Annotated in this window: 21 protein-coding genes and 2 rRNA genes (1 of these 23 only partly in view); 18 read left to right on the top strand and 5 right to left on the bottom strand. The window is 70.0% G+C overall.

Annotated elements, in window-relative coordinates; genetic code table 11:
- The 10 genes from CP980_RS15035 to CP980_RS14990 form a co-directional block, all read left to right on the top strand.
- A 23S ribosomal RNA gene (locus CP980_RS15035) occupies positions 1 to 2763 on the top strand; it begins 361 nt to the left of the window's first position.
- Positions 2764 to 2840: 77 nt separating this feature from the next.
- Positions 2841 to 2957: ribosomal RNA gene (gene rrf, locus CP980_RS15030) — 5S ribosomal RNA — on the top strand.
- A gap of 80 nt (positions 2958 to 3037) precedes the next feature.
- On the top strand, positions 3038 to 3691 hold the full coding sequence (locus CP980_RS15025; RefSeq protein ID WP_150528369.1) for an HAD family hydrolase: 654 nt from the start codon (positions 3038 to 3040) through the stop codon (positions 3689 to 3691).
- Between the two features lie 43 nt (positions 3692 to 3734).
- Positions 3735 to 4961 carry an MFS transporter gene (locus CP980_RS15020; protein ID WP_150528368.1) on the top strand — a complete coding sequence of 409 codons (1227 nt, stop codon included), beginning with the start codon at positions 3735 to 3737 and terminating at the stop codon, positions 4959 to 4961.
- Positions 4933 to 6081 carry an acetoin utilization protein AcuC gene (locus CP980_RS15015; RefSeq protein ID WP_150530230.1) on the top strand — a complete coding sequence of 383 codons (1149 nt, stop codon included), beginning with the start codon at positions 4933 to 4935 and terminating at the stop codon, positions 6079 to 6081. Before CP980_RS15020 ends, CP980_RS15015 begins: the two co-directional genes overlap by 29 nt.
- Positions 6082 to 6189: 108 nt before the next feature.
- Positions 6190 to 7020: a phosphatase gene (locus tag CP980_RS15010; RefSeq protein WP_132759800.1), complete on the top strand. Its 831-nt coding sequence runs from the start codon at positions 6190 to 6192 to the stop codon at positions 7018 to 7020.
- Between the two features lie 114 nt (positions 7021 to 7134).
- Positions 7135 to 7344 (top strand): helix-turn-helix domain-containing protein, encoded by a 210-nt coding sequence (locus tag CP980_RS15005; RefSeq protein ID WP_158708561.1) that lies wholly within the window; start codon positions 7135 to 7137, stop codon positions 7342 to 7344.
- Positions 7345 to 7484: 140 nt separating this feature from the next.
- Positions 7485 to 7583 carry a 30S ribosomal protein bS22 gene (locus CP980_RS15000; protein ID WP_003948845.1) on the top strand — a complete coding sequence of 33 codons (99 nt, stop codon included), beginning with the start codon at positions 7485 to 7487 and terminating at the stop codon, positions 7581 to 7583.
- 93 nt (positions 7584 to 7676) lie between these two features.
- Entirely contained in the window at positions 7677 to 8756 is a 1080-nt protein-coding gene (locus CP980_RS14995) for an NAD-dependent epimerase/dehydratase family protein (RefSeq protein WP_132759593.1), read from the top strand.
- A complete protein-coding gene (locus tag CP980_RS14990) occupies positions 8756 to 9748 on the top strand; it encodes a lysophospholipid acyltransferase family protein (RefSeq protein ID WP_132759594.1) in 993 nt (330 codons plus the stop codon). Before CP980_RS14995 ends, CP980_RS14990 begins: the two co-directional genes overlap by 1 nt.
- A 61-nt stretch (positions 9749 to 9809) precedes the next feature.
- Here the strand turns inward: CP980_RS14990 and CP980_RS14985 are convergent, their stop codons facing one another.
- From CP980_RS14985 to CP980_RS14975, 3 genes are all read right to left on the bottom strand, one after another.
- The gene (locus CP980_RS14985) at positions 9810 to 11009 is read right to left on the bottom strand and encodes a DUF5667 domain-containing protein (RefSeq protein ID WP_132759595.1); all 1200 of its coding nucleotides are present in this window, start codon (positions 11007 to 11009) and stop codon (positions 9810 to 9812) included.
- Positions 11010 to 11307: 298 nt separating this feature from the next.
- Positions 11308 to 12123 carry an ECF subfamily RNA polymerase sigma factor, BldN family gene (locus CP980_RS14980; RefSeq protein ID WP_053691854.1) on the bottom strand — a complete coding sequence of 272 codons (816 nt, stop codon included), beginning with the start codon at positions 12121 to 12123 and terminating at the stop codon, positions 11308 to 11310.
- A 408-nt stretch (positions 12124 to 12531) separates the two neighbouring features.
- On the bottom strand, positions 12532 to 13503 hold the full coding sequence (locus CP980_RS14975; protein ID WP_150528367.1) for an HAD family hydrolase: 972 nt from the start codon (positions 13501 to 13503) through the stop codon (positions 12532 to 12534).
- A gap of 107 nt (positions 13504 to 13610) precedes the next feature.
- Between CP980_RS14975 and CP980_RS14970 the strand changes: the two genes are divergently transcribed.
- From CP980_RS14970 to CP980_RS14945, 6 genes are all read left to right on the top strand, one after another.
- Complete coding sequence (locus CP980_RS14970) at positions 13611 to 13889, top strand: glutaredoxin family protein (RefSeq protein ID WP_099890123.1); 279 nt, start codon at positions 13611 to 13613, stop codon at positions 13887 to 13889.
- Between the two features lie 273 nt (positions 13890 to 14162).
- Positions 14163 to 15017, top strand: a complete 855-nt coding sequence (locus CP980_RS14965) for a redox-sensing transcriptional repressor Rex (protein WP_132759597.1) — start codon at positions 14163 to 14165, stop codon at positions 15015 to 15017.
- On the top strand, positions 15014 to 16762 hold the full coding sequence (locus CP980_RS14960) for a glutamyl-tRNA reductase (RefSeq protein ID WP_150528366.1): 1749 nt from the start codon (positions 15014 to 15016) through the stop codon (positions 16760 to 16762). The genes CP980_RS14965 and CP980_RS14960 overlap by 4 nt, the downstream gene beginning before the upstream one ends.
- On the top strand, positions 16759 to 17727 hold the full coding sequence (hemC, locus tag CP980_RS14955) for a hydroxymethylbilane synthase (protein ID WP_099890120.1): 969 nt from the start codon (positions 16759 to 16761) through the stop codon (positions 17725 to 17727). Before CP980_RS14960 ends, hemC begins: the two co-directional genes overlap by 4 nt.
- Positions 17724 to 19403: a bifunctional uroporphyrinogen-III C-methyltransferase/uroporphyrinogen-III synthase gene (locus CP980_RS14950; protein ID WP_099890119.1), complete on the top strand. Its 1680-nt coding sequence runs from the start codon at positions 17724 to 17726 to the stop codon at positions 19401 to 19403. Before hemC ends, CP980_RS14950 begins: the two co-directional genes overlap by 4 nt.
- Positions 19404 to 19531: 128 nt before the next feature.
- Positions 19532 to 20821: a HEAT repeat domain-containing protein gene (locus CP980_RS14945; protein WP_150528365.1), complete on the top strand. Its 1290-nt coding sequence runs from the start codon at positions 19532 to 19534 to the stop codon at positions 20819 to 20821.
- Here the strand turns inward: CP980_RS14945 and CP980_RS14940 are convergent.
- Positions 20818 to 21066, bottom strand: a complete 249-nt coding sequence (locus tag CP980_RS14940; protein WP_150528364.1) for a DUF397 domain-containing protein — start codon at positions 21064 to 21066, stop codon at positions 20818 to 20820. The genes CP980_RS14945 and CP980_RS14940 overlap by 4 nt on opposite strands.
- The gene (locus CP980_RS14935; protein WP_229907498.1) at positions 21063 to 21887 is read right to left on the bottom strand and encodes a helix-turn-helix domain-containing protein; all 825 of its coding nucleotides are present in this window, start codon (positions 21885 to 21887) and stop codon (positions 21063 to 21065) included. Before CP980_RS14935 ends, CP980_RS14940 begins: the two co-directional genes overlap by 4 nt.
- A 112-nt stretch (positions 21888 to 21999) precedes the next feature.
- Here CP980_RS14935 and CP980_RS14930 point away from each other — a divergent pair, with 112 nt between their 5' ends.
- Positions 22000 to 22422 carry an ATP-binding protein gene (locus CP980_RS14930; RefSeq protein ID WP_373313023.1) on the top strand — a complete coding sequence of 141 codons (423 nt, stop codon included), beginning with the start codon at positions 22000 to 22002 and terminating at the stop codon, positions 22420 to 22422.
- 43 nt (positions 22423 to 22465) lie between these two features.
- Positions 22466 to 23467: a porphobilinogen synthase gene (gene hemB, locus CP980_RS14925; protein WP_030851849.1), complete on the top strand. Its 1002-nt coding sequence runs from the start codon at positions 22466 to 22468 to the stop codon at positions 23465 to 23467.
- The last annotated feature ends 39 nt before the right edge of the window (positions 23468 to 23506 follow it).

The following is a 23506-nucleotide window of genomic DNA, read 5'->3' as shown; positions in this document are numbered from 1 at the left end:
GAAACCGTTGATGTAGTCGAAGGACATGCGAAAGGTCCGGCGTAGAGGGTAAGACCCCCGTAGACGAAACATCAGCGGCTTGCTTGCTCATCTCCCAAGTAGCACGGGGCCCGAGAAATCCCGTGTGAATCTGGCGGGACCACCCGCTAAGCCTAAATATTCCCTGGTGACCGATAGCGGATAGTACCGTGAGGGAATGGTGAAAAGTACCGCGGGAGCGGAGTGAAATAGTACCTGAAACCGTGTGCCTACAAGCCGTGGGAGCGTCGCTGTATGTGCTTGCACATACAGTCGTGACTGCGTGCCTTTTGAAGAATGAGCCTGCGAGTTAGCGGTGTGTAGCGAGGTTAACCCGTGTGGGGAAGCCGTAGCGAAAGCGAGTCCGAATAGGGCGTTTGAGTTGCACGCTCTAGACCCGAAGCGGAGTGATCTAGCCATGGGCAGGTTGAAGCGGAGGTAAGACTTCGTGGAGGACCGAACCCACCAGGGTTGAAAACCTGGGGGATGACCTGTGGTTAGGGGTGAAAGGCCAATCAAACTCCGTGATAGCTGGTTCTCCCCGAAATGCATTTAGGTGCAGCGTCGTGTGTTTCTTGCCGGAGGTAGAGCACTGGATAGGCGATGGGCCCTACCGGGTTACTGACCTTAGCCAAACTCCGAATGCCGGTAAGTGAGAGCACGGCAGTGAGACTGTGGGGGATAAGCTCCATGGTCGAGAGGGAAACAGCCCAGAGCATCGACTAAGGCCCCTAAGCGTACGCTAAGTGGGAAAGGATGTGGAGTCGCAGAGACAACCAGGAGGTTGGCTTAGAAGCAGCCACCCTTGAAAGAGTGCGTAATAGCTCACTGGTCAAGTGATTCCGCGCCGACAATGTAGCGGGGCTCAAGCGTACCGCCGAAGTCGTGTCATTGCAGCAATAGGGCCAACGCCCGCTGTGATGGGTAGGGGAGCGTCGTGTGCCGGGTGAAGCAGCAGCGGAAGCTAGTTGTGGACGGTTCACGAGTGAGAATGCAGGCATGAGTAGCGATACACACGTGAGAAACGTGTGCGCCGATTGACTAAGGGTTCCTGGGTCAAGCTGATCTGCCCAGGGTAAGTCGGGACCTAAGGCGAGGCCGACAGGCGTAGTCGATGGACAACCGGTTGATATTCCGGTACCCGCTTTGAAACGCCCAATATCGAATCAGGCGATGCTAAGTCCGTGAAGCCGTTCCGGACCCTTCGGGGAAAGGAAAGTGGTGGAGCCGACGAACCAGACTTGTAGTAGGTAAGCGATGGGGTGACGCAGGAAGGTAGTCCAGCCCGGGCGGTGGTTGTCCCGGGGTAAGGGTGTAGGCCGAGGGGTAGGCAAATCCGTCCCTCATATAAGGCTGAGACCTGATGCCGAGCCGATTGTGGTGAAGTGGATGATCCTATGCTGTCGAGAAAAGCCTCTAGCGAGTTTCATGGCGGCCCGTACCCTAAACCGACTCAGGTGGTCAGGTAGAGAATACCGAGGCGTTCGGGTGAACTATGGTTAAGGAACTCGGCAAAATGCCCCCGTAACTTCGGGAGAAGGGGGGCCATCACTGGTGATCGGACTTGCTCCGTGAGCTGGGGGTGGCCGCAGAGACCAGCGAGAAGCGACTGTTTACTAAAAACACAGGTCCGTGCGAAGCCGTAAGGCGATGTATACGGACTGACGCCTGCCCGGTGCTGGAACGTTAAGGGGACCGGTTAGTGACCTTTCGGGGTTGCGAAGCTGAGAACTTAAGCGCCAGTAAACGGCGGTGGTAACTATAACCATCCTAAGGTAGCGAAATTCCTTGTCGGGTAAGTTCCGACCTGCACGAATGGCGTAACGACTTCTCGACTGTCTCAACCATAGGCCCGGTGAAATTGCACTACGAGTAAAGATGCTCGTTTCGCGCAGCAGGACGGAAAGACCCCGGGACCTTTACTACAGTTTGATATTGGTGTTCGGTTCGGCTTGTGTAGGATAGGTGGGAGACTTTGAAGCCCCAACGCCAGTTGGGGTGGAGTCGCCGTTGAAATACCACTCTGGTCGTGCTGGATGTCTAACCTCGGTCCGTGATCCGGATCAGGGACAGTGTCTGATGGGTAGTTTAACTGGGGCGGTTGCCTCCCAAAGGGTAACGGAGGCGCCCAAAGGTTCCCTCAGCCTGGTTGGCAATCAGGTGTTGAGTGTAAGTGCACAAGGGAGCTTGACTGTGAGACCGACGGGTCGAGCAGGGACGAAAGTCGGGACTAGTGATCCGGCGGTGGCTTGTGGAAGCGCCGTCGCTCAACGGATAAAAGGTACCCCGGGGATAACAGGCTGATCTTCCCCAAGAGTCCATATCGACGGGATGGTTTGGCACCTCGATGTCGGCTCGTCGCATCCTGGGGCTGGAGTCGGTCCCAAGGGTTGGGCTGTTCGCCCATTAAAGCGGTACGCGAGCTGGGTTTAGAACGTCGTGAGACAGTTCGGTCCCTATCCGCTGTGCGCGTAGGAATATTGAGAAGGGCTGTCCCTAGTACGAGAGGACCGGGACGGACGAACCTCTGGTGTGCCAGTTGTCCTGCCAAGGGCATGGCTGGTTGGCTACGTTCGGGAGGGATAACCGCTGAAAGCATCTAAGCGGGAAGCCTGCTTCAAGATGAGTATTCCCACCTCCTTGAGAGGGTAAGGCTCCCAGTAGACGACTGGGTTGATAGGCCAGATGTGGAAGCCCGGTAACGGGTGGAGCTGACTGGTACTAATAGGCCGAGGGCTTGTCCTCAGTTGCTCGCGTCCACTGTGTTAGTTCTGAAATAACGAACAGCTGTGTTGCCGTCCAGTGTTCAAATTTCATAGTGTTTCGGTGGTCATAGCGTTAGGGAAACGCCCGGTTACATTCCGAACCCGGAAGCTAAGCCTTTCAGCGCCGATGGTACTGCAGGGGGGACCCTGTGGGAGAGTAGGACGCCGCCGAACAATCATTGTGGGAAAGCCCCGCACCTTCTGGTGCGGGGCTTTTCTGCGTTTACGGGCATGTTTTGCGTAGGGTCGTGGCCATGGGCTATGACCTCGTCATCTTCGACAACGACGGCGTGCTGGTGGACAGCGAGCCGCTCGCCAATACGATCCTCGCCGGCTATCTCACCGAGCTGGGGCATCCCACCTCGTACGAGGAGTCGATCCGTGACTACATGGGTGCCGCCGTGCACCGGGTGCACGACCTCGTGTTCGACCGGACCGGGCAGCGGCTGCCGGCCGAGTTCGACGCGACCCTGCACGCGCGGACCTTCGCCGCGTTCGAGCGCGAGCTGGCGCCGGTCGCCGGCGCCGTGGACGTGCTCGGGGCGCTGACCGCCCAGGGGGTCCCGTACTGCCTGGCCTCCTCCGGCAGCCACGAGCGGATCCGGGTCGGGCACCGGGCGGCCGGGCTCGACGGGTGGTTCGAGGAGGAGTGGATCTTCAGTTCGCAGGACGTGGGGAAGGGCAAGCCGGCTCCGGACCTGTTCCTGCACGCGGCCCGGTCCATGGGGGTCGAGCCCGCGCGGTGCGTGGTGATCGAGGACAGCCCGCTCGGCGTCCGGGCCGCCCTCGCCGCCGGGATGGACGTGTACGGGTTCACCGCGATGACCCCGGCCGAGCGGCTGGCCGGTGCCACCGGGCTGTTCGGGGAGATGAAGGAGCTGACGGGGCTTCTGGAACTCCCCATGTGATCTCTCTACCCACGGGTAGCCCACGGCCGTACGCTGTGCCGCCATGACAGAAGACGTACGGCTGCGCCGGGGGCGGGGCTCCCTGGGGTTCAGCTTCTTCGTGCAGGGCGTGACCTTCGCCCTCCTCGTGACGCGGATCCCCGCCATCCAGGACCGGTACGGGATATCCGACGGGCTGCTGCCCGCCTTCCTCGCCGCCGTCCCGATCCTCGCCGGGGTCTCCAGTGTGGCCACCGAGCACCTGGTGAGGCGGGTGGGGCCCGCCGCCGTGCTGCGGTGGGCGCAGCCGCTCGTCCTGCTCGCCCTGCTGGGCGTCGGGGCCGGTACGCAGATGTGGCACGCGGCCGTGGCGCTGGGGGCGTTCGGGCTCTCCGTCGGTGCGCTGGACGCCTCGATGAACATGCTCGGGGTGAGCCTGCAGCGGGCGTACGGGCGCAGCATCATGCTCGGCTTCCACGCCGCGTACAGCCTGGGCGGGATCGTCGGGGCCTCCGCGGCCTGGGCCGGGGCGCACTGGCACCTGTCGCTGTTCACCTCGTACCTGCCGGCGGTGGTCGTGCTGCTGCCGCTCGCGTTCTACGGCAGCCGTTTCTACGTCGACGAGAAGGGCCCGGGGGCCGAGGTCCCGGAGAAGGGGCTCGGGGTCGGCGGGTTCCGGCTGCTGCTGCCGCTGTGCCTGGTGATGGCCTGTGCGTACATCGGGGATTCGACGGTGTCGAACTGGAGCGCCAAGTACCTCCAGGACGTGCTGGGGAGCTCGGAGCAGCTGGCGACGGTCCCGTACAACGTCTACATGGTGACCACGCTGATCGGGCGGGGCGTCGGGGACCTGGGCGTGCGGCGCTTCGGCGCGGCGGCCGTCGTGCGGATCGGGACGGTGGTCGCGGCCGGCGGGTTCGCGGTGGTGGCGGCCGCGCCCGGGGCGTGGACGGGGATGCTCGGGTTCACGCTGCTGGGGATCGGGCTGTGCGTGATCGTTCCGCAGACGTTCGCCGCGGCCGGCCGTCTCTTCCCGGGGGCCTCCGACACCGCGATCGCGCGGCTGAACATCTTCAACTACGTCGGCTTCCTGATCGGGTCGCCGCTCGTCGGCGGGATCGGGGACGCCTGGAGTTACCGGGGCGCGATGCTCGTGCCGATGGCGCTGGTCCTCGTGACACTCTTCCACGCCCGCTCGTTCGGCGCGGAGGGCGCCCGATACGGTGTCGGGCATGAGCGGCGAGCCGGTGACCGGGCTGTTGATGTGGGACGAGGCGGTAACGAGGTATGACTTCGGACCGAGCCATCCGATGGACCCGGTGCGCCTGGCGCTGACCATGGGCCTGGTGCGCGCCTTCGGGCTGGACCGGGAGATGGAGGTACGGGCGGCCCGCGCGGCCGGGGACTCCACGCTGCGGCTGGTCCACCGGGAGGACTACGTGGCCGCGGTGCGCGAGGTGTCGGCGGATCCGGGGGCGGCGGACGGGTCGTACGGGCTGGGGACGGTGGACGATCCCGCTTTCCGCGGGATGCACGAGGCCTCGGCGCTGATCGCGGGGCAGTCGGTGGCGGCGGCGGAGGCGGTCTGGCGCGGGGAGGCCGGGCACGCGGTGAACTTCGCGGGCGGGCTGCACCACGCCATGCCGGGCGGGGCGGCCGGGTTCTGCGTGTACAACGACGCGGCGCTGGCGATCGCGCGGCTGTTGGAGCTGGGGGCCGAGCGGGTCGCGTACGTGGACGTGGACGTGCACCACGGGGACGGGGTCCAGACGGTGTTCTGGGACGATCCGCGGGTGCTGACGATCTCGCTGCACGAGCATCCGCGGACGCTGTTCCCGCAGACGGGCTGGCCGGAGGAGACGGGCGGGCCGGGCGCGGAGGGTTCGGCGGTGAACGTGGCGCTGCCCGCCGGGACCGGGGACGAGGGGTGGCTGCGGGCCTTCCACGCGACGGTGCCCGAGCTGTTGGAGGAGTTCCGGCCACAGGTGCTGGTGACCCAGCACGGGGCGGACACGCATGTCGAGGATCCGCTGGCGCATCTGGCGGTGTCGCTGGACGCGCAGCGGGCGGTGCAGGAGGCCTGTCACCGGCTGGCGCACGAGTACGCGGACGGCAGGTGGGTGGCGCTGGGCGGCGGCGGGTACGCGGTCGTGGACGTCGTACCGCGGTCGTGGACGCATCTGGTGGGGATCGCGGCCCACCGCCCGGTCGATCCGTCGGCGGCGGTGCCGCAGGCGTGGCGGGACGAGGTGTACGCGCGGACGCGGCAGCCGGCTCCGGCGCGGATGACGGACGGGCGGACGGTGGCGTGGCGGGACTGGGAGGCGGGCTACGATCCGGCCGACCGTATCGATCAGGCCGTTCTGGCGACGCGGCGGGCGGTGTTCCCGTTGCGCGGCCTCCTCACGTAGGGCCCGGGGCGGGGCGCGGGGGTGCCGGGGCGCAGCATCGTTACGCCAACGGTGGGGCTGTTCCCCGGAATTGGCGATCGGGCCGGTGGTGTGCGGCAGCATCGGAGGGTGTTGAGCACCGGCGCGCTGCGTGCGCATCTGCTGGCCGCCCGGTTGGCCGGGCCCGTCGCCACGTCGCGGGAGGAGAGCCTGCGCAGCTACCGGTTGTTCGCGGCGCGGGATCCTCGGGTGCTGCTGGGGCTGGATCCGGAGTGGGGCTGGGGCGAGGGTGACCTGCTGAGGTTGATGGCGGACAAGTGCGGGGTCTCGGCGGATCCCGCGCACGTCAACGGGCCGGACGTCATCGATCCGGAGCTGACGCTGGCGGGTCTGGAGGCCTTCGCGGGGCGGCTGCGGGAGGCGGCTGTGGCGCGGGCGCCCGTGCTGTTCGGGACGGGTCATCCGCACCGTCTCCTGGGGTTCTACGCCAGTTTGGCCCGCGCGCTGTCGGCGGTGGGATGTGTTGTGCTCACCCCGGCGCAGGGGGCCCGTGTCGACATGGCGACCCGGTTCGGCGTACGCAGGCACAGCATCGATTACGTACGGGGAGTCGCGTTGGTGCGGGAACCCGGCGCGCGGCCGCCGGGGAGTGCCACCGGCGTGCACACCCATTCGCCCCTGCCGGTTCGGATCGTGCTGGGGGCCCTCGCGGAGGCCGGAGGGCCGTTGCCGGAATTGGTGGTGGGGGACCACGGGTGGGTCTGCGGCGCAGGTCAGCTCGGTGTGGAGGCGATCGGGCTGGCGGATACGGACGACCCGGCGCTGTTCGTCGGCGAGGCGGAGGGGCGGGTGGCGGTGGCCGTTCCGCTTGATGACGCGGTGCGCGCGGACTACTACGGACCACTGATTCGCTATGTACTCGATCGGGCGAGCCTGCCGGGTGCGCAGGAGTGGCCGTAGCTCCTCTTCCCCACTCGTATCACACGCCCCTACTCTGGGGAGTGAGCGTGCGACGACGAGGAGTAACCGGAGGGGAAGCCGGTGCCCGTCATGCGCGGAAGGTCAAGGTGTGTCATGGCTGCTGGCGAGAGGCCTCTCAGTGAGGTCGTGTTCCTGACCGTGGCAGAGGTTGCCTCGGTGATGCGAGTGTCGAAGATGACTGTGTACCGCTTGGTGCATAACGGTCATCTGCCCGCGATCCGGGTGGGCCGGTCCTTCCGGGTCCCCGAAAACGCGGTTCACGAGTACCTCCGAGAGTCGTATGTGGGGGTGGAGTCGGCCTGAGATTGACCTGCGGTGTCCCTCGGATTACGGGCTCGGAGCTCGGGCGGGTAGGCTAGGCCGACGTAGGTCGTGTGGGCCCAGACGCCCCGCACCGATCTCCGCTAGCGCGGAGATGTTCCGAGAAGTGAGCGAGGGTAGTCGTGGGCTCTGTTATCAAGAAGCGGCGCAAGCGGATGGCTAAGAAGAAGCACCGCAAGCTGCTCAAGCGCACCCGCGTCCAGCGCCGTAACAAGAAGTAAACGGCAGCTGTACGTGTTCTCCGCAGCCCCTCCACCAGACTTTGGTGGAGGGGCTGCGGTGTAGCCGGGGACGACGAGGAAGGCGCGAAGCTCGTGGGGAAGGTCGTGCTCGTAACCGGGGCTGCCCGGCAGCTGGGGGGCCGCTTCGTGCGGCGCGTCCAGCGTGATCCCGAGGTCGATCGGGTCATCGCGGTCGACGCGGTGGCGCCGCCGCACCGGCTCGGGTCGGCGGAGTTCGTCCGGACGGACATCAGGCAGTCGTCCATCGCCCGGGTGCTCGCCGAGCACGCCGTGGACACGGTGGTCCATCTCGCCGTGACCGGCGGCGGCGCGGGCGCGGGCGGGGCGGGCAGCGCGGTCAAGGAGACCAACGTCATCGGCACCATGCAGCTGCTCGGTGCCTGCCAGAAGTCGCCGACGGTGCGGCGGCTCGTGGTGAAGTCCAGTACCAGCGTGTACGGGGGCGCCTCGCGGGATCCGGCCGTCTTCACGGAGACCACGCAGCCCAAGTCCCTGCCGGCGGGCGGCTTCGCCAAGGACGCCGTCGAGGTGGAGTCGTACGTACGGGGCTTCGCGCGCCGGCGGCCGGACGTGGCGGTGTGCGTGCTGCGCTTCGCGAACATCCTGGGGCCGTACGCGGACTCCGCGCTCGCCGAGTACTTCTCGATGTCGGTGATGCCGACGGTGCTGGGCTACGACCCGCGGCTCCAGTTCGTCCACGAGGACGACGTCCTGGACGTGCTGCGGCTGGCGGCGGGGGAGCCCCAGCGCGGAACGCTGAACAGCGGGACCTTCAACATCGCGGGGGACGGGGTGCTGCTGCTGTCGCAGTGCGCGCGCCGGCTGGGGCGGCCGACGGTGCCGCTGGTGCTGCCCGCGGTGACGTGGGTGGGGTCGGCGCTGCGGGCGGTGGGCGTCACCGATTTCTCGCCGGAGCAGATCAGACTGCTGACGCACGGGCGGGTCGTGGAGACGTCCCAGATGCGGGAGGTGCTGGGATTCAAGCCCATGTACACGACCGCCGAGACGTTCGCCGATTTCGCGCGCAGCCGTGGGAAGGGGCTGCTGCCGCCGGAGCAGGCGGGGCGGGCCGTGGACCGGGTCGCCGCCGCCCTGAAGGTGGACAGCTTGAACGTCGGGGTTGCCGGAGCCGAAGAGGGAGCGCAGCGATAGTGGCGGACGCCAAGGTCATTCCGTTCGACGAGGACCGGCCGCGCCGGCGGATCGCCGGGGCCCGGAGGGTACGGGCGGTGCCGGCCCCTGCTCCGGCGGAGGAGGCCGCGGAGCCGGCCGTGGCGGAGCCCGCGGCCGTGAAGTCCGGCGGGGTGGACTGGGACCGGCGGCTCGCCGGCGGCCTGGCGTTCCTGCGGCGCCGGGTCACCGGGGAGTACGAGGTCGACGAGTTCGGCTACGACAAGGAGCTGACGGACCAGGTCCTGATGTCCATGATGCGTCCGCTGTTCGACAAGTACTTCCGGGTCGAGGTCAAGGGCATCGAGAACATCCCGGCCGAGGGCGGCGCGCTGATCGTGGCGAACCACTCCGGGACCCTGCCGCTGGACGGGCTGATGATGCAGGTGGCCGTCCACGACCACCATCCGGCGCAGCGGCACCTGCGGCTGCTGGCGGCGGACCTGGTGTTCATGCTGCCGGTGGTGAACGAGCTGGCGCGCAAGGCCGGGCACACGCTGGCCTGTTCGGAGGACGCGCAGCGGCTGCTGGAGGCCGGGGAGCTGGTCGGGGTGATGCCGGAGGGCTTCAAGGGGATAGGGAAGCCGTTCGGAGACCGGTACAAGCTCCAGCGCTTCGGGCGCGGCGGGTTCGTGTCGACGGCCCTGCGGGCCGGGACGCCGATCGTGCCCTGCTCGATCGTGGGGGCGGAGGAGATCTACCCGATGGTCGGCAACGCGAAGACGGTGGCCAGGCTGCTCGGGATCCCGTACTTCCCGATCACGCCGACGTTCCCGTGGCTGGGGCCGTTGGGGGCGGTGCCGCTGCCGACGAAGTGGACGATCCAGTTCGGGGAGCCGATCGAGACGGACGGCTACCCGCCGGAGGCGGCGGAGGATCCGATGCTGATGTTCAACCTCACGGACGAGGTGCGCGAGCAGATCCAGCACACGCTGTACAAGCTGCTGGTGCAGCGGCGGTCCGTGTTCTTCTGACGCGGTGGTACGACGCAGGCCCTCATCCCGGTCGGGGTGAGGGCCTGCGCGCTGTGCGGTGCTACTCCGTGTCCTCCGCCTGGATGCCCAGGCCCGGGAGGAGGCCCGGGAGGAGGGGCGGCAGGGTGATCTCCGGTGCCACGCGGTCCGGGGAGGACGAGGGCGCCGGGGTGTTCTGGCCCGTGGGCGGGTGGAGGAGGTCCCCCGTGCCGCCCAGGAGCCCGCCGGGGGCGGGTGAGGACTTGCCGCCGGTGGGTGGTGCGGGCGGGGTCGGGCTGGCCGAGGGCGTGCCCGCCGCCGGTGCGCCCTGGTGCTGGCCGGCCGGTGCGCTCGGCTTGGCCGGGGCACTCGATCCGCGGGACTGCTCCGGGGGCTTGGGGAGCAGGCTCTGGAGCGGCGCCACGTCATCGTCTATGGCCTGGAAGACCGACTCGACTTCCCCGCCCACGTCGGTGAGCTGCGCGGGGAGCTTCTCCCGGAGCCGGCCCCACGCGTCGCGGTGGGAGCGGCTGAAGGACGACAGGGTCTGGATCGGGCCGAGCGAGCCGTCCCGTTCGTAGGCCGCCTGGAGCAGTCGGTGGCCCTCGGCCGCGTCGTGCTTCATCCCGTCGAGGGCTCGGCGGATCGCGCCGAGCGACTCGTGGTCCAGGGGGCCCGACCGGCCGCGCTCCATCAGCCTGCGGGCCTCCGACAGCCGGTTGGAGGCTTGGTCGAGGTAGAGCTCACCCCGGTCCGCGTCCTCGTCGGCCATCCCCAGCTTCAGGTCCTCCATGCCCCGCTTGACGGGGTAGAGGGAGTCACCGGGCAGGGCGTCCGTGCTGGCAGCGGCCACTCCGCTGAAGGCCCCCGCGGCCACACCTACGGTGAGGCCGCCCGCTGCGATGCCCTTGGACCAGCGGGAGCGGGGCCGCAATTTCCGGAGCGAGGTCGCCCGGTGGGCGCCGCGGCCGGTCCGCTGCTCGGGCACCTGAGGGTCCGAGGCGGCACCGCCCCCGGCCCTCTCTTCCATCACCATGGCCTCCATGGCGGCCACGAGCTGCGCTCGTTGCACCACTTTGACCTCGGGGTCCAGCACCGGGCGCGGCATACGTTCGCCGAGCGCGCTCGCCAGGGCCAACAACCGGTCGTGGTCGGCAGGTTCGGCAGGTGCCTCGGACTGCTCGGCCGCCGGGTCCGGTTCCGAAAGGTCGGATGGGGTCCGATCCTCCAGGGCCTGGGCGAAGGCGTTCGCCCGCCGGTGCGGAGTCACGTTCGCGATCACTGGCGGCACCTCCTCTCGTCATGACGATCGACTCCCCAAGGTGTCCGGAAGGTTGCCTTCCTTGAGCACATCCACACTTTCGAGTGAGCGGCTTCGGGCAGGGCGTGTCCACAGGGAGCCTGCATTCCGCACAACGAGCGGCGCGGCACTTGGGTTACGGACGAAGGATGATCGGACCACAGCGTCATCGAGGGGTCACCGGTTGTGTGGATTGTCAGGAGGGTCGGAAGGTGTGGGGGGTGCGTGGCGTGCGGGGGGTGCGGGTGGTGCGCGGGTGGGGCGGTGCGCGGCGCGGACGTCAGCGGGCGTCGTCCGGCAGCAGGCGGGCGAGGGTGCGGACCGCCCGGTACTGGAGCGTCTTGATGGCGCCCTCGTTCTTCCCCATCACCCGGGCGGTCTCGGCGACCGACAGGCCTTGGAGGAAGCGGAGGGTCACGCATTCCTGCTGCTGGGGATTGAGCTTGCGCACGGCTTCCAGCAGGGCGGCGTTGGAGAGGGACTCCAGGACCGAGTCCTCGGGGGATCGTTCCACCTCGTTCGCGTCCAGCATCTCGCCCGTGGTCACTTCCAGGCGGAAGCGACTGGATTTGAAGTGGTCCGCGACCAGGTTGCGGGCGATCGTCACGAGCCAGGCGCCGAAGTCGCGGCCCTGCCAGGTGAAGGTGGAGATGCGGCGCAGCGCGCGCAGGAAGGTCTCACTGGTGAGGTCCTCCGCGGTCGCCTTGCCGCCGACGCGGTAGTAGATGTAGCGGTACACCGTGTCGCTGTACTGGTCGTACAGGCGGCCGAAGGCCTCGGCCTCGCCGGCCTGGGCGCGTTCGACCAGGTCCATCATGCGGGCCTGGTCGCTGTCCGCGGTGGGGCGGCGGGCGGCGGGCGCGCTCGTTCCGGTTGCGGCGGTGCCGGCACCTCCTCCCGCGCGACCGCGTCTGCCCACCGTCGCTCCGCCGTCGGTCAGGGCATAGCAAGGACCGGCCGGGCCGAGGCCGGCAGGGACCGCGGCGGCGAAGGCGGGGACGGCGTACGCGGTGGGGACGAAGCCGCGCAGGTGGTCGAGGACCGTTGCGCGCAGCGTAGCCAGGCCCGAGGCGTCAACCCCGACAGGTGGGTACACGGGACTCCCAGAGGCAGAGCTTCCATCACGTGCAGTGCGGGACCGTTCACCCGTCGTGGCGACAGATGGGCGGTGGCATGCGTTTGAGGAGAATAACGCTTCGTACAGGCAGCGCTACACCCAGTTGCTCAAATCACCGATTCCGACACTTCTCTTACGTGTCGAAGGCATATTCGGTCGCAATTGGTGATCGGTTCTTGATCGGTTGGGTGCGCGGAATGGGCGCTTCCACGGTGGCTCGCGACCGAGTCGGGCGGCCGGGAGTGGTGCGCCGGGCGCGGGGGTAGAGGTCGGGGAATGTCCGCGCCGCGGCGGGCCGCGGGTACGCGGAAAGCCGCCCGGCGGGCGGCCGGACGGCTTCGGTGCAGGCGGCGGCCCGGTGGCTGCACCGCGGTGGTGCGCCCCGGGCTACTTGCGGCGGCGGTGCAGGGCGATGGCGGCGGCCGCGCCGCCCGCGATCGCGCCGACCCCGGCGGCCGCCGGGACGCCGACCTTCACGGCCTTGCGGCCGGTCCGATAGTCGCGCAGCCGCCAGTCGTGCGCACGGGCATGCTTGCGCAGTTTTGTGTCGGGATTGATCGCGTACGGATGTCCGACCAGCGACAGCATCGGAATGTCGTTGTGCGAATCGGAGTACGCGGCGCAGCGTTCGAGGTCGAGTCCCTCGGCGGCGGCCAGGGCGCGGACGGCCTCGGCCTTCGCGGGCCCGTGCAGCGGCTCGCCGACGAGCCGGCCGGTGTAGATGCCGTCGACGGACTCGGCGACCGTGCCGAGCGCCCCGGTGAGGCCGAGGCGGCGGGCGATGATCGTGGCGGTCTCCACGGGCGCGGCCGTGACGAGCCAGACCTTCTGGCCGGCGTCGAGGTGGGCCTGGGCAAGGGCGCGGGTGCCCGGCCAGATCCGCTCGGCCATGTACTCGTCGTAGATCTCCTCGCCGATCGCCATCAGTTCGGAGACCTTGTGGCCCTTGACGATGGAGAGGGCGCTGTCGCGCGCGTCCTGCATGTGGTCGGGGTCCTCGACCCCGGCGAGCCGGAACCAGGCCTGCTGCCAGGCGAAGCGCGCGAGTTCGCGGCGGTGGAAGAACTCCCGCTTGTAGAGGCCGCGGCCGAAGTGGAAGATCGCGGCGCCCTGCATGACGGTGTTGTCGAGGTCGAAGAAGGCGGCGGCGAGGTCGTCGCCGGCGACGGGGAACTCGGGCTCGGCCGGTTCCGCTTCCCCGGCCGCCTCCTCGTCGCTCTCGTCGACCTCGTCGATCTCGTCGGTGCCGTCGAGAGTCAGCGCGGTCTTGCGGGCGGCCTCGGCCGAGGCCTCGCCTGCCAGCACGCTCCGCGCGGTTGCGGAGCGCCTACGGGGGGTGAGCCATCCCAGAGCGGCCATGACGCGAGCATAGCCATTGTGTTCGGGAGTTCCCGAACCCGCCGGGTGCCGGGGGCGTGAACTCTTCGGTGCCTCGGTGTTACACGGCGGCGCGGGAGAATGGGGGCATGAGCCCTTTGCTGCGTCGTAAGGAAAAGAAGCGTCCCGGCGAGCGGTTGGTCACCCTCATCGGGAAGCCGGGGTGCCATCTGTGCGACGACGCCCAGGAGGTGATCGAGAAGGTCTGCGCGGAAGTCGGAGCACAGTGGGAGAAGAAGGACATCTCGCAGGACGAGGAGCTCTACCGGCTGTACTGGGAGCAGATCCCGGTGGTGCTCGTGGACGGCGAGCAGCACACCTTCTGGAGGGTGAACCCGGACCGGCTGCGCCGCGCATTGGAGGCCTGACCCTCCGGCCGGTTACCATCATGGGCGATTTGTGGGGTCTCGGGGGCGTATCGATGAGGAGTGTGTACCGTTTTGCCCCCCTCGGGATTTGAACGGGTTCGGCGTGTTGTGGGTTCCCGCCCTGGGGGCCCGAGCTGCGTGACCCCGGTCACTTTGCGCGGACAAAGCGGACACAATCTTTGTGCACGCGTTCACAAAGACATAGCCTGCATTCGACGGGGCGGTCTTGGGACAAGTGACCGCCTGCAGCCCCGCTCATCCCGCAGGAGCATCGTGGCAACTGGCCGAACTCACCGACCGGCGACCCGCAGCCGAGGTATTCCCGAGGCCACTGTCGCCCGGCTTCCGCTGTACTTGCGCGCCCTCACCGCGCTCTCCGAGCGATCGGTGCCCACGGTGTCCTCCGAGGAGCTCGCGGCGGCGGCCGGAGTCAACTCCGCCAAGCTCCGCAAGGACTTCTCCTACCTGGGCTCGTACGGGACCCGCGGTGTCGGCTACGACGTCGAGTACCTCGTCTACCAGATCTCCCGTGAACTGGGCCTGACCCAGGACTGGCCGGTCGTCATCGTCGGCATCGGCAACCTCGGCGCCGCCCTGGCCAACTACGGCGGCTTCTCCGCGCGCGGATTCCGCGTCGCGGCGCTCATCGACGCGGACCCCGCGATGGCGGGCAAGCCGGTCGCGGGCATGCCCGTCCAGCACACCGATGATCTGGAGAAGATCATCTCGGAGAACGGGGTCTCGATCGGCGTGATCGCGACCCCCGCGGGCGCGGCCCAGCAGGTGAGCGAGCGGCTGATCGCCGCCGGTGTCACCTCCATCCTGAACTTCGCGCCGACCGTGCTGTCGGTGCCGGACGGCGTGGACGTGCGCAAGGTCGACCTGTCGATCGAGCTGCAGATCCTGGCCTTCCACGAGCAGCGCAAGGCCGGCGAGGAAGCGGCCGCGGCCGGCGCGGGCCCCGCCTCGGTGCCCGCCGTCCCCTCCGGCGACGAGGCCGTCGCCGACGCCGCCGCCGGTTCCGGCGCGGCCCCCGCCGCGGCCGTCGAGCCGCCGGCCGGGCGGGCCGCCGCCGTCGCACGCAAGACCGGCCCCGAGGGTGACGTTCCGGCGGTGATGCCGGCATGAGTCTGCTCGTCGTGGGACTGAGCCACCGCAGCGCGCCGGTGAGCGTGCTGGAGCGTGCCTCGCTGTCCGCCGATGCCAAGATCAAGCTGCTGCACGACACGCTCGCCGCGGAGCCCGCGGCGGAGGCGACGGTGCTCGCCACGTGCAACCGGATCGAGCTGTACGCGGACGTGGACAAGTTCCACGCCGGCGTCGCCGAGCTGTCGACGCTGCTCGCGCAGCACAGCGGGGTGGCGCTGGAGGAGCTCACCCCGTACCTGTACGTGCACTACGAGGACCGGGCCGTGCACCACCTGTTCTCGGTGGCGTGCGGGCTGGACTCGATGGTGGTCGGCGAGGGCCAGATCCTCGGGCAGATCAAGGACGCGCTGGCGCTGGGGCAGGAGCTGCACACCGCCGGGCGCCTGATCAACGACCTCTTCCAGCAGGCGCTGCGCGTCGGCAAGCGGGCACACTCGGAGACCGGGATCGACCGGGCCGGGCAGTCGCTGGTGACGTTCGGGCTGGAACAGCTGGCCGTACACCTGCCGGTGGACGCCTGGGCCAAGGGCAAGCGGGCCCTGGTGATCGGTGCCGGGTCGATGTCCTCGCTGGCGGCGGCGACGCTGGCACGGGTCGGCGTGGCCGAGGTCGTGGTGGCGAACCGGACCGCGGAGCGGGCGGAGCGCTTGGCCGAGATTCTGGTTGCCTCGGGCACCGGGGTGGCGGCCAGGTCCGTTCCGATGGCTTCGGTGGTCGACGAGCTGACACGTGTTGACGTGGTCGTCTCCTGCACGGGGGCCACCGGATTGGTGCTGACCGGCGAGGACGTCGGGGCTGCCGTGGCGGGCCCTGCGGGGCTTTCCCCCACCCCGCCCCTTCCCGAAACCGGAGCTGCGCCCCGGACCCCCTGGGGGCTCCGCCCCCAGACCCCCGCGCCTCGAACGCCGGCGGGGCTGGAGGGGGCGCCTGCGGGGCTGGCCGCGGTCGATGCCGACGTCGTCGCCCGGCTCCGGGCCGCGGCCGAGGCCGGGGTGCGCCTGGCCGACGGCGGCGTCGCCCGGACCATCGCGCCCGGGGCCGGCGCCGCGGACGGGTGTCCCGTCGAGGTGCTCGCCGGGGACGGGCGGGCCGCGCTCACCGGGGTCGACGCCAACTCCCTCGAACTGCACGGCACCTGGGCCGACCAGGGCGAGGCCGCCGCGCAGCGGCAGCCCCGCAAGGGCGCCCGCAGCCAGGTCGACGTGGCGCCCGTACGGCTGGCCCTGCTGGACCTGGCCATGCCGCGCGACATCGACGCCGCCGTGCACCGGATCCCGGGCGTGCGGCTCGTCGACATCGAGTCGCTCGCCGAGGCCTCGGCCGACGCCCCGATGGCGGCCGACGTGGACGCCGTACGCGCGATAGTCGCCGAAGAGGTGGCGGCCTTCGGCGCCGCGCAGCGGGCCGCGCACATCACGCCGACCGTCGTCGCCCTGCGGGCGATGGCCGCCGAGGTCGTGGCCATGGAAGTGGCGCGCCTCGACGGACGGCTCCCGGACTTGGACGAACGGCAGCGGGCCGAGGTCACCCAGACCGTGCGCCGCGTCGTCGACAAGCTCCTCCACGCGCCGACGGTGCGCGTCAAGCAGCTCGCCAGCGAACCCGGGGGCGCCGGGTACGCGGAGGCGCTGCGTGAACTCTTCGATCTCGACCCGCAGACGGTGGCCTCCGTCAGCCGGGCGGACGCGGCAGACAAGAACGACGACTCAGGACGGGCATCATGAATCCACGTCTCGACCAGCCCCTGCGGCTGGGCACGCGGCGCAGCAAGCTGGCCATGTCCCAGTCCGGCCATGTCGCCGACGCGGTACGGGCGATCACCGGCCGGCCCGTCGAGCTCGTGGAGATCACGACGTACGGTGACGTGTCCCGTGAGCACCTCGCGCAGATCGGCGGCACCGGCGTGTTCGTCACGGCGCTGCGCGACGCGCTGCTGCGCGGCGAGGTCGACTTCGCCGTCCACTCGCTGAAGGACCTGCCGACCGCGCAGCCCGAGGAGCTCGTGGTCGCGGCGATGCCGCTGCGCGAGGACCCGCGCGACGCGCTCGTCGCCCGTGACGGCCTGACCTTCGAGCAGCTGCCCGACGGGGCCCGCATCGGTACCGGTTCGCCGCGCCGCACCGCGCAGCTGAACCACTACGCGCGCGCCCTGGGCAAGCGCATCGAGACGGTCGCCATCCGCGGCAACGTCGACACCCGGATCGGGTTCGTGCGCGACGGGGAGCTGGACGCCGTCGTCCTCGCCGCCGCCGGGCTGAACCGGATCGGCCGCGGTGACGAGGCGACCGACCTGCTGTCCGTGGACAACGTGCTGCCGGCTCCGGGCCAGGGCGCCCTGGCCGTGGAGTGCCTCGCTTCGAACACGGAGCTCATCGCTTCGCTCGCCGAGCTCGACGACCCGCACACCCGGGCCGCCGTGACCGCCGAGCGTTCCCTGCTCGCCGCCCTGGAGGCGGGCTGCAGCGCGCCCGTGGGCGCGCTCGCCGATCTTCTGGCCGACGGCCAGGCTGTCAATGAAATGCGCCTGCGCGGCGTCGTCGGAACCCTCGACGGCTCGACGCTCGTGCAGCTGTCCACCACCGGTCCCGTGCCCCAGTCGTACGACGAGGCCATGGCGCTCGGCCGCGAACTCGCGGACGAGATGCTGGCCAAGGGCGCGGCCGGTCTGATGGGGGAGCGATCGCTTTGAACCCCTCACGTCCGACCACCTCCGCTTTTCCGGTCGCCGCCGCCCACGGGCACGTCACCTTCCTCGGTGCCGGCCCCGGTGACCCGGGTCTGCTGACGCTCCGCGCCGTCGAGGCGCTCGCGGCCGCGGACGTACTGATCGCGGAGCCCGAGGTGCTCGAGGTCGTACGCACGCATGCGCGCGCGGGAGTGGACACGCCGCAGCTGACGATTGCTGACGAAGTGTCAGCAGCCGCCGGTGTCCCGGTGATCCGAGATGCCGCCAATCTTGTCATGGAGGCCGCGCGCTCCGGCAGGCGGGTCGTCCGTGCCGTCACCGGTGACCCCGGCCTCGACGGCAACGCGGCCGAGGAGATGCTCGCCTGCGCGAGCGACGGCATCCCCTTCGAGGTGGTGCCCGGTGTCGCGACCGCCGTCGGCGTGCCCGCGTACGCGGGTGTGCCGCTGCGCGGCGGCCGGGGCGACGCGAGCACGGACGTCCGGTTCGTGGACGCCCGCAACGCCTCCGCGCGCTGCTGGAGCGAGGTGGGCGCCAGCGACGGCACCCTCGTCGTCTCGGCGACGCTGGAGACCGTCGCCAGCGCGGCCGCCGAGCTGGTGTCCGCCGGCCGCAAGCCGGACACCCCGCTCACGGTGACCGTCGCCGGTACGACGACCCGCCAGCGGACCTGGAACGCCACCCTCGGGACCATCGCCCAGGTGTTCAAGCAGGGCAAGGTGCTCCCGTCGCCGGAGGGCGCCCGGCCCGTGATAGCCGTGGTCGGTGAGCAGGGCGCCGCGACCGCGCGGCGCGAGGAGCTGGCCTGGTTCGAGTCGAAGCCGCTGTTCGGCTGGCGGGTCCTCGTACCGCGCACCAAGGAGCAGGCCGCTTCGCTCTCCGACCAGCTGCGTTCGTACGGTGCGGTGCCGCACGAGGTGCCGACCATCGCCGTGGAGCCGCCGCGCACCCCGCAGCAGATGGAGCGGGCCGTGAAGGGGCTCGTCACCGGACGCTACGAGTGGATCGCCTTCACCAGCGTGAACGCGGTGAAGGCCGTACGCGAGAAGTTCGAGGAGTACGGGCTCGACGCCCGGGCCTTCGCGGGCATCAAGGTCGCCGCCGTGGGCGAGCAGACCGCCGCCGCGCTGGTCGAGTTCGGCGTCAAGCCGGACCTGGTACCCAGCGGCGAGCAGTCCGCGGCCGGGCTGCTGGAGGACTGGCCGCCGTACGACCCGGTCTTCGACCCGATCGACCGCGTCTTCCTGCCGCGGGCCGACATCGCGACCGAGACGCTGGTCGCGGGCCTGATAGAGCTCGGATGGGAGGTCGACGACGTGACCGCGTACCGGACCGTGCGCGCGTCGCCGCCGCCGGCGGACACCCGCGAGGCGATCAAGGGCGGCGGCTTCGACGCCGTTCTCTTCACCTCGTCGAGCACGGTGCGCAACCTGGTGGGCATCGCCGGGAAGCCGCACAACGTCACCGTCATCGCCTGCATCGGCCCGGCCACGGCCAAGACGGCGGAGGAGCACGGCCTGCGGGTCGACGTCCTGTCGCCGGAGCCGAGCGTGAGCAAGCTGGCGGAGGCCCTGGCCGAGTACGGGGCCGCGCGCCGCGAGGCGGCCAAGGAGGCCGGCGAGTCGGTGTCCCGCCCGAGCGAGCGCCGGCCGGGCGCCCGCCGGCGCCGTACGACCTGACGCCGGGCGAGGTTCGCCCCGGGGCCCGGACGCACCCGCGTCCGGGCCCCGCGGCGTATCCGGTGGTGCCGGCGGCAGGCTTCGGCGAGGATCTTCGCCGGGGAACGGGGACGGGGGACGGGGGACCGGTGACGGAGGAGGACACCGACCGGCGGCTCGCGGCGGCGGTACGGGCCGGGGACGCGGAGGCGGTCCGCACGCTGCTGGGGGCGGGGGCGGATCCGGGGAGGGCCGAGCTGCTGTGCACGGCGGTGGACGCCTTCGCGTACGAGGTCGCCGAGGCCTTGGTGGCGGGCGGCGCCGACCCGGACCGGGAACTGCCGGACGGCACGACCCCGCTGCTGCGGGCCGTGGAGGGCGGTTCCCCGGCGACCGTCAGGGCGCTCCGGGGTGAGGTGCTGCGCCTGTCGGCGGCGCAGCGCGAGCGGCTGCTCGCGGCGGCCCGGCACTGGTACGGGGCGGGCGCGGAGGAGGAGTTGCGCCGCCGCACCGGGGCGACGGGCCCGGCGCGGTGGTCGTCCGCCGAGGAGGAGTGGTGCGACGTCGGGCAGGTCTCGCTCGGCGGCGTGACGGTCCGGGCGGGCCACGGGGCCGTCCTGACGGAGCTGGAGTGGGCCTTCCGGATCCTGACTCCCGTGGAGGAGCTGGTGGAGCGGGCCGTCCGGCACCCCGATGTCTGCCATGTGGACTGGTCCGCGTCCTCCATGGTGCTCGCACAGCGCCGCAGTACGCAGACCTGGTCGGCGGTGGCGGCCTTGCGTCACCATCCGTCGCCGGACCACCGCCGGTTCGTCGTCAACTGCCTGAGCACCCGGGACTGGTTCGCGAGCCTCAGCAGCGACTCCTCGCAGCGGGAGGGAGCCGGACTCTTCAGGGCCTGGGCGCTGGAGGAGACGGACGGCGGGGTGCTCGCCGCGGTGCTCGACGCCGTTTCGGACGACGGGTACGACGAACCCCTCGGGCTGCGCTACGCAGGGCACCCGGACTCGCGGGTGCGGCAGGAGGTGCCGTACCTGTTCGACGCCCCGCTGTCGCCGGAGGCCACCGCCGCCCTGTTCGCCCTGGCGCGGGATCCGGACCCGGAGGTGCGGGGGCACGCGGGAGGCAGGCTCGGCCGGGAGCCGGGCGCGGTGCCGGAGGTCCGGGCGCTGGTCCTCGGCCTGGTCCGCGACCCGGACCCCGGTGTACGGGCCACGGCCGCGGCCGTGCTGTCCGCGGGCGACGACCGCACGCCGGAGGCCGCGGAGGCGATGGTGGCGCTGCTCGCGGAGGAGGACCAGGAGCTACGCCTGGAGGGCGCGTACGGCCTCGCCCTGCGCGACGACCCGCGCACGCGGGAGGCGTACGAGCGGGTGGGCCCGCTGGGCCCGCAGCACGAGCACGACCACCGCCGCAGCGGCCGGTGGCGGAACCTCTAGCGGCCGACCCAGCCGGTGAGCCCGGCCCAGGCGGCGGGGGCGAGGGCGAGGGTGGGGCCGTCGGTGACCTTGGAGTCGCGGACGTGGACCCGGTCGGCGGGGCAGGTGGCTACTTCGACGCAGGCGTCGCCTTCATCGGTGCTGTAGGAGGACTTCCGCCAGGCGTAGGCCACTTCCAGGCACTGGCCGCCCTGATCGCTGCTGTAGCTGGACTTGAACCACTTCAGTGGGGTGCTGGTGCTCATGACTCTCCTAGCAGCCGGTCCAACAGGCCCTTTGTGTCTGTGACATTGAGGGCCTGGGATCGCAGCATTGCATACTTCTGAGCGAGGATGCTGACCTCGTTGGGATCGCGAACGACGATGCTGACGCGTTGGTTTTCCGAGTACGCGACATGCTGGTGATCGGGTGATTCCAGTAGGGCGAACGAGCCCGTGAGGCCTGCGTGGGCTGTGAGACCAAGAGGGAGGACCTGGAACGAGACCGCGGGGTGGTCGGCGCAGTCGCGCAGATGGCGTAGCTGGCCCCGTCTAACGTCGTCGCCGCCGATTCGGTCTCGCAGTGCCGATTCCGAGACGATGAAGCCGAGGTTGGGCGGGACGGTGCGGTGCAGGATCTCCTGACGTTTGATGCGGCGCGCTGTTTGGAGCTCGATCTTTTCCTCGCCCGTGTACGGAACGCGGCAGCCGAACACAGCGCGGGCATATTCCTCGGTCTGGAGCAGGCCTGGCACGAGCACGGCGTCGTACCAGGAAAGGGCTACGGCCTCTGCCTCGCTGGCGAAGTATTCCTCCGCCCAGGGCGGGATGACCTCGACTTGCGGCATCTTGTTCGCCGCGACAGTGAGAAGGCCCGGCAGGCCTAGGACTCGGTCCATCGCTTCGGCGACGCTGGGCATCAAGGTCCGTCGGCCCTGCTCGATGGAGGCGACGCTCTGGACATCGATGTGCAGAGCATCGGCGAACGCGCGCTGCGTCAAGCCCTTGGAGACGCGGGCGGCGGCGACCTGGGCGCCGACCATTTTCATCGCCGTCTCATTGGGGCGGGCGCTCTTGCGTGATGGCATACCTGTGAACTCCCCGCATGCACAGATGAGATACCGGCACCGACCCGTACTCGTGAAGGAGTACGGGTTGCACGTCTTGCTCACGCTAATCACGCAGCGCGACGATCGTCCCGTGAACGTGGAAATCCATCCGGCCATGCTGCGTGAGCGGTACTTCCCCCGCAGCCGCCAATCCATCGGCTCCACCAGGGAGTTCGCGGCGGTGACACTTGACGCGTGGGGTGTCACACGCCGCCGGGACGACCTGTTGCTCTGCGTGAGCGAGCTCGCGACCAACGCCCTGCTGCACGGTGTGCCGCCCGGCCGGTGCTACCGGCTGCGGCTGCTGCTCTTCGACGGCATGGTCCGGGTCGAGGTGGCCGACAGCGGGGGTGGTCTGCCGCAGGTGAAGGACCGGGATCCCGGGGCCGAGGGCGGGCGGGGGCTGCTGCTCGTGGCCTCGCTCGCCGAGCGGTGGGGGGTCGGGCCGCGCAGGCCCGGCAAGGTGGTGTGGTGCGAGCTGGCCCTGACCGCCTTCCCGCACGGCACCCCCTAGGCTTGAGTGCGACTGCTGTCCAGGCTCGAAGAGGCGACTGAGTATGAGCGCGTACGGATCCTTCCCCGGCTCGCGGCCCCGCCGGCTGCGCACCACCCCGGCGATGCGGCGGATGGTCGCGGAGAACCGGCTGCACCCCTCCGACCTGATCCTGCCCGCCTTCGTCCGCGAGGGGATCTCCGAGCCCCTCGCCATCTCGGCGATGCCGGGGGTCGTCCAGCACACCCGTGACACGCTGCGGAAGGCCGCCGTGGAGGCCGTCGAGGCGGGCGTCGCGGGGATCATGCTCTTCGGGGTCCCGGCCGACGAGAACAAGGACGCGCTCGGCACGGCCGGCACCGAGCCCGACGGCATCCTCCAGGTCGCGATCCGCGACGTGAAGGCGGAGGTCGGCGACGACCTGGTGATCATGTCGGACCTGTGCCTGGACGAGTACACCGACCACGGCCACTGCGGTGTCCTGGACGAGCACGGGCGCGTCGACAACGACGCCACGCTGGAGCGGTACGCCGAGATGGCGCAGGTCCAGGCCGACGCGGGCGTCCACGTGGTGGGTCCGAGCGGGATGATGGACGGCCAGGTCGGGGTGATCCGCGACGCGCTGGACGAGACGGGCCACGAGGACGTCTCGATCCTCGCCTACACCGCGAAGTACTCCTCGGCCTTCTACGGTCCCTTCCGTGAGGCCGTCGCCTCCTCCCTCCAGGGCGACCGCAAGACCTACCAGCAGGACCCGGCGAACGCGCGGGAGTCCCTGCGGGAGCTGGCGCTCGACCTGGAGGAGGGCGCGGACATGGTGATGGTCAAGCCGGCCGGCCCGTACCTGGACATCCTGTACCGGGTCGCGCAGGCGGTGGACGTACCCGTCGCCGCGTACCAGATCAGCGGCGAGTTCGCGATGATCGAGGCGGCGGCGGAGAAGGGCTGGATCGAGCGGGACCGGGCCATCCTGGAGACCCTGCTGGGCATCAAGCGGGCCGGCGCCGACACGATCCTGACGTACTGGGCGACGGAGGTGGCGGGCTGGCTCCGCGAGGCCCGCTAACCTCCGGCACGGGGAGGGGCGCCGCCGGGACCCGCCGGC

It is taken from the genome of Streptomyces vinaceus, assembly GCF_008704935.1.
Lineage (GTDB): Bacteria > Actinomycetota > Actinomycetes > Streptomycetales > Streptomycetaceae > Streptomyces > Streptomyces vinaceus.
The sequence above is the reverse complement of the archived record's forward strand: the minus strand, read 5'-3'. Positions and strand labels throughout refer to the sequence as shown.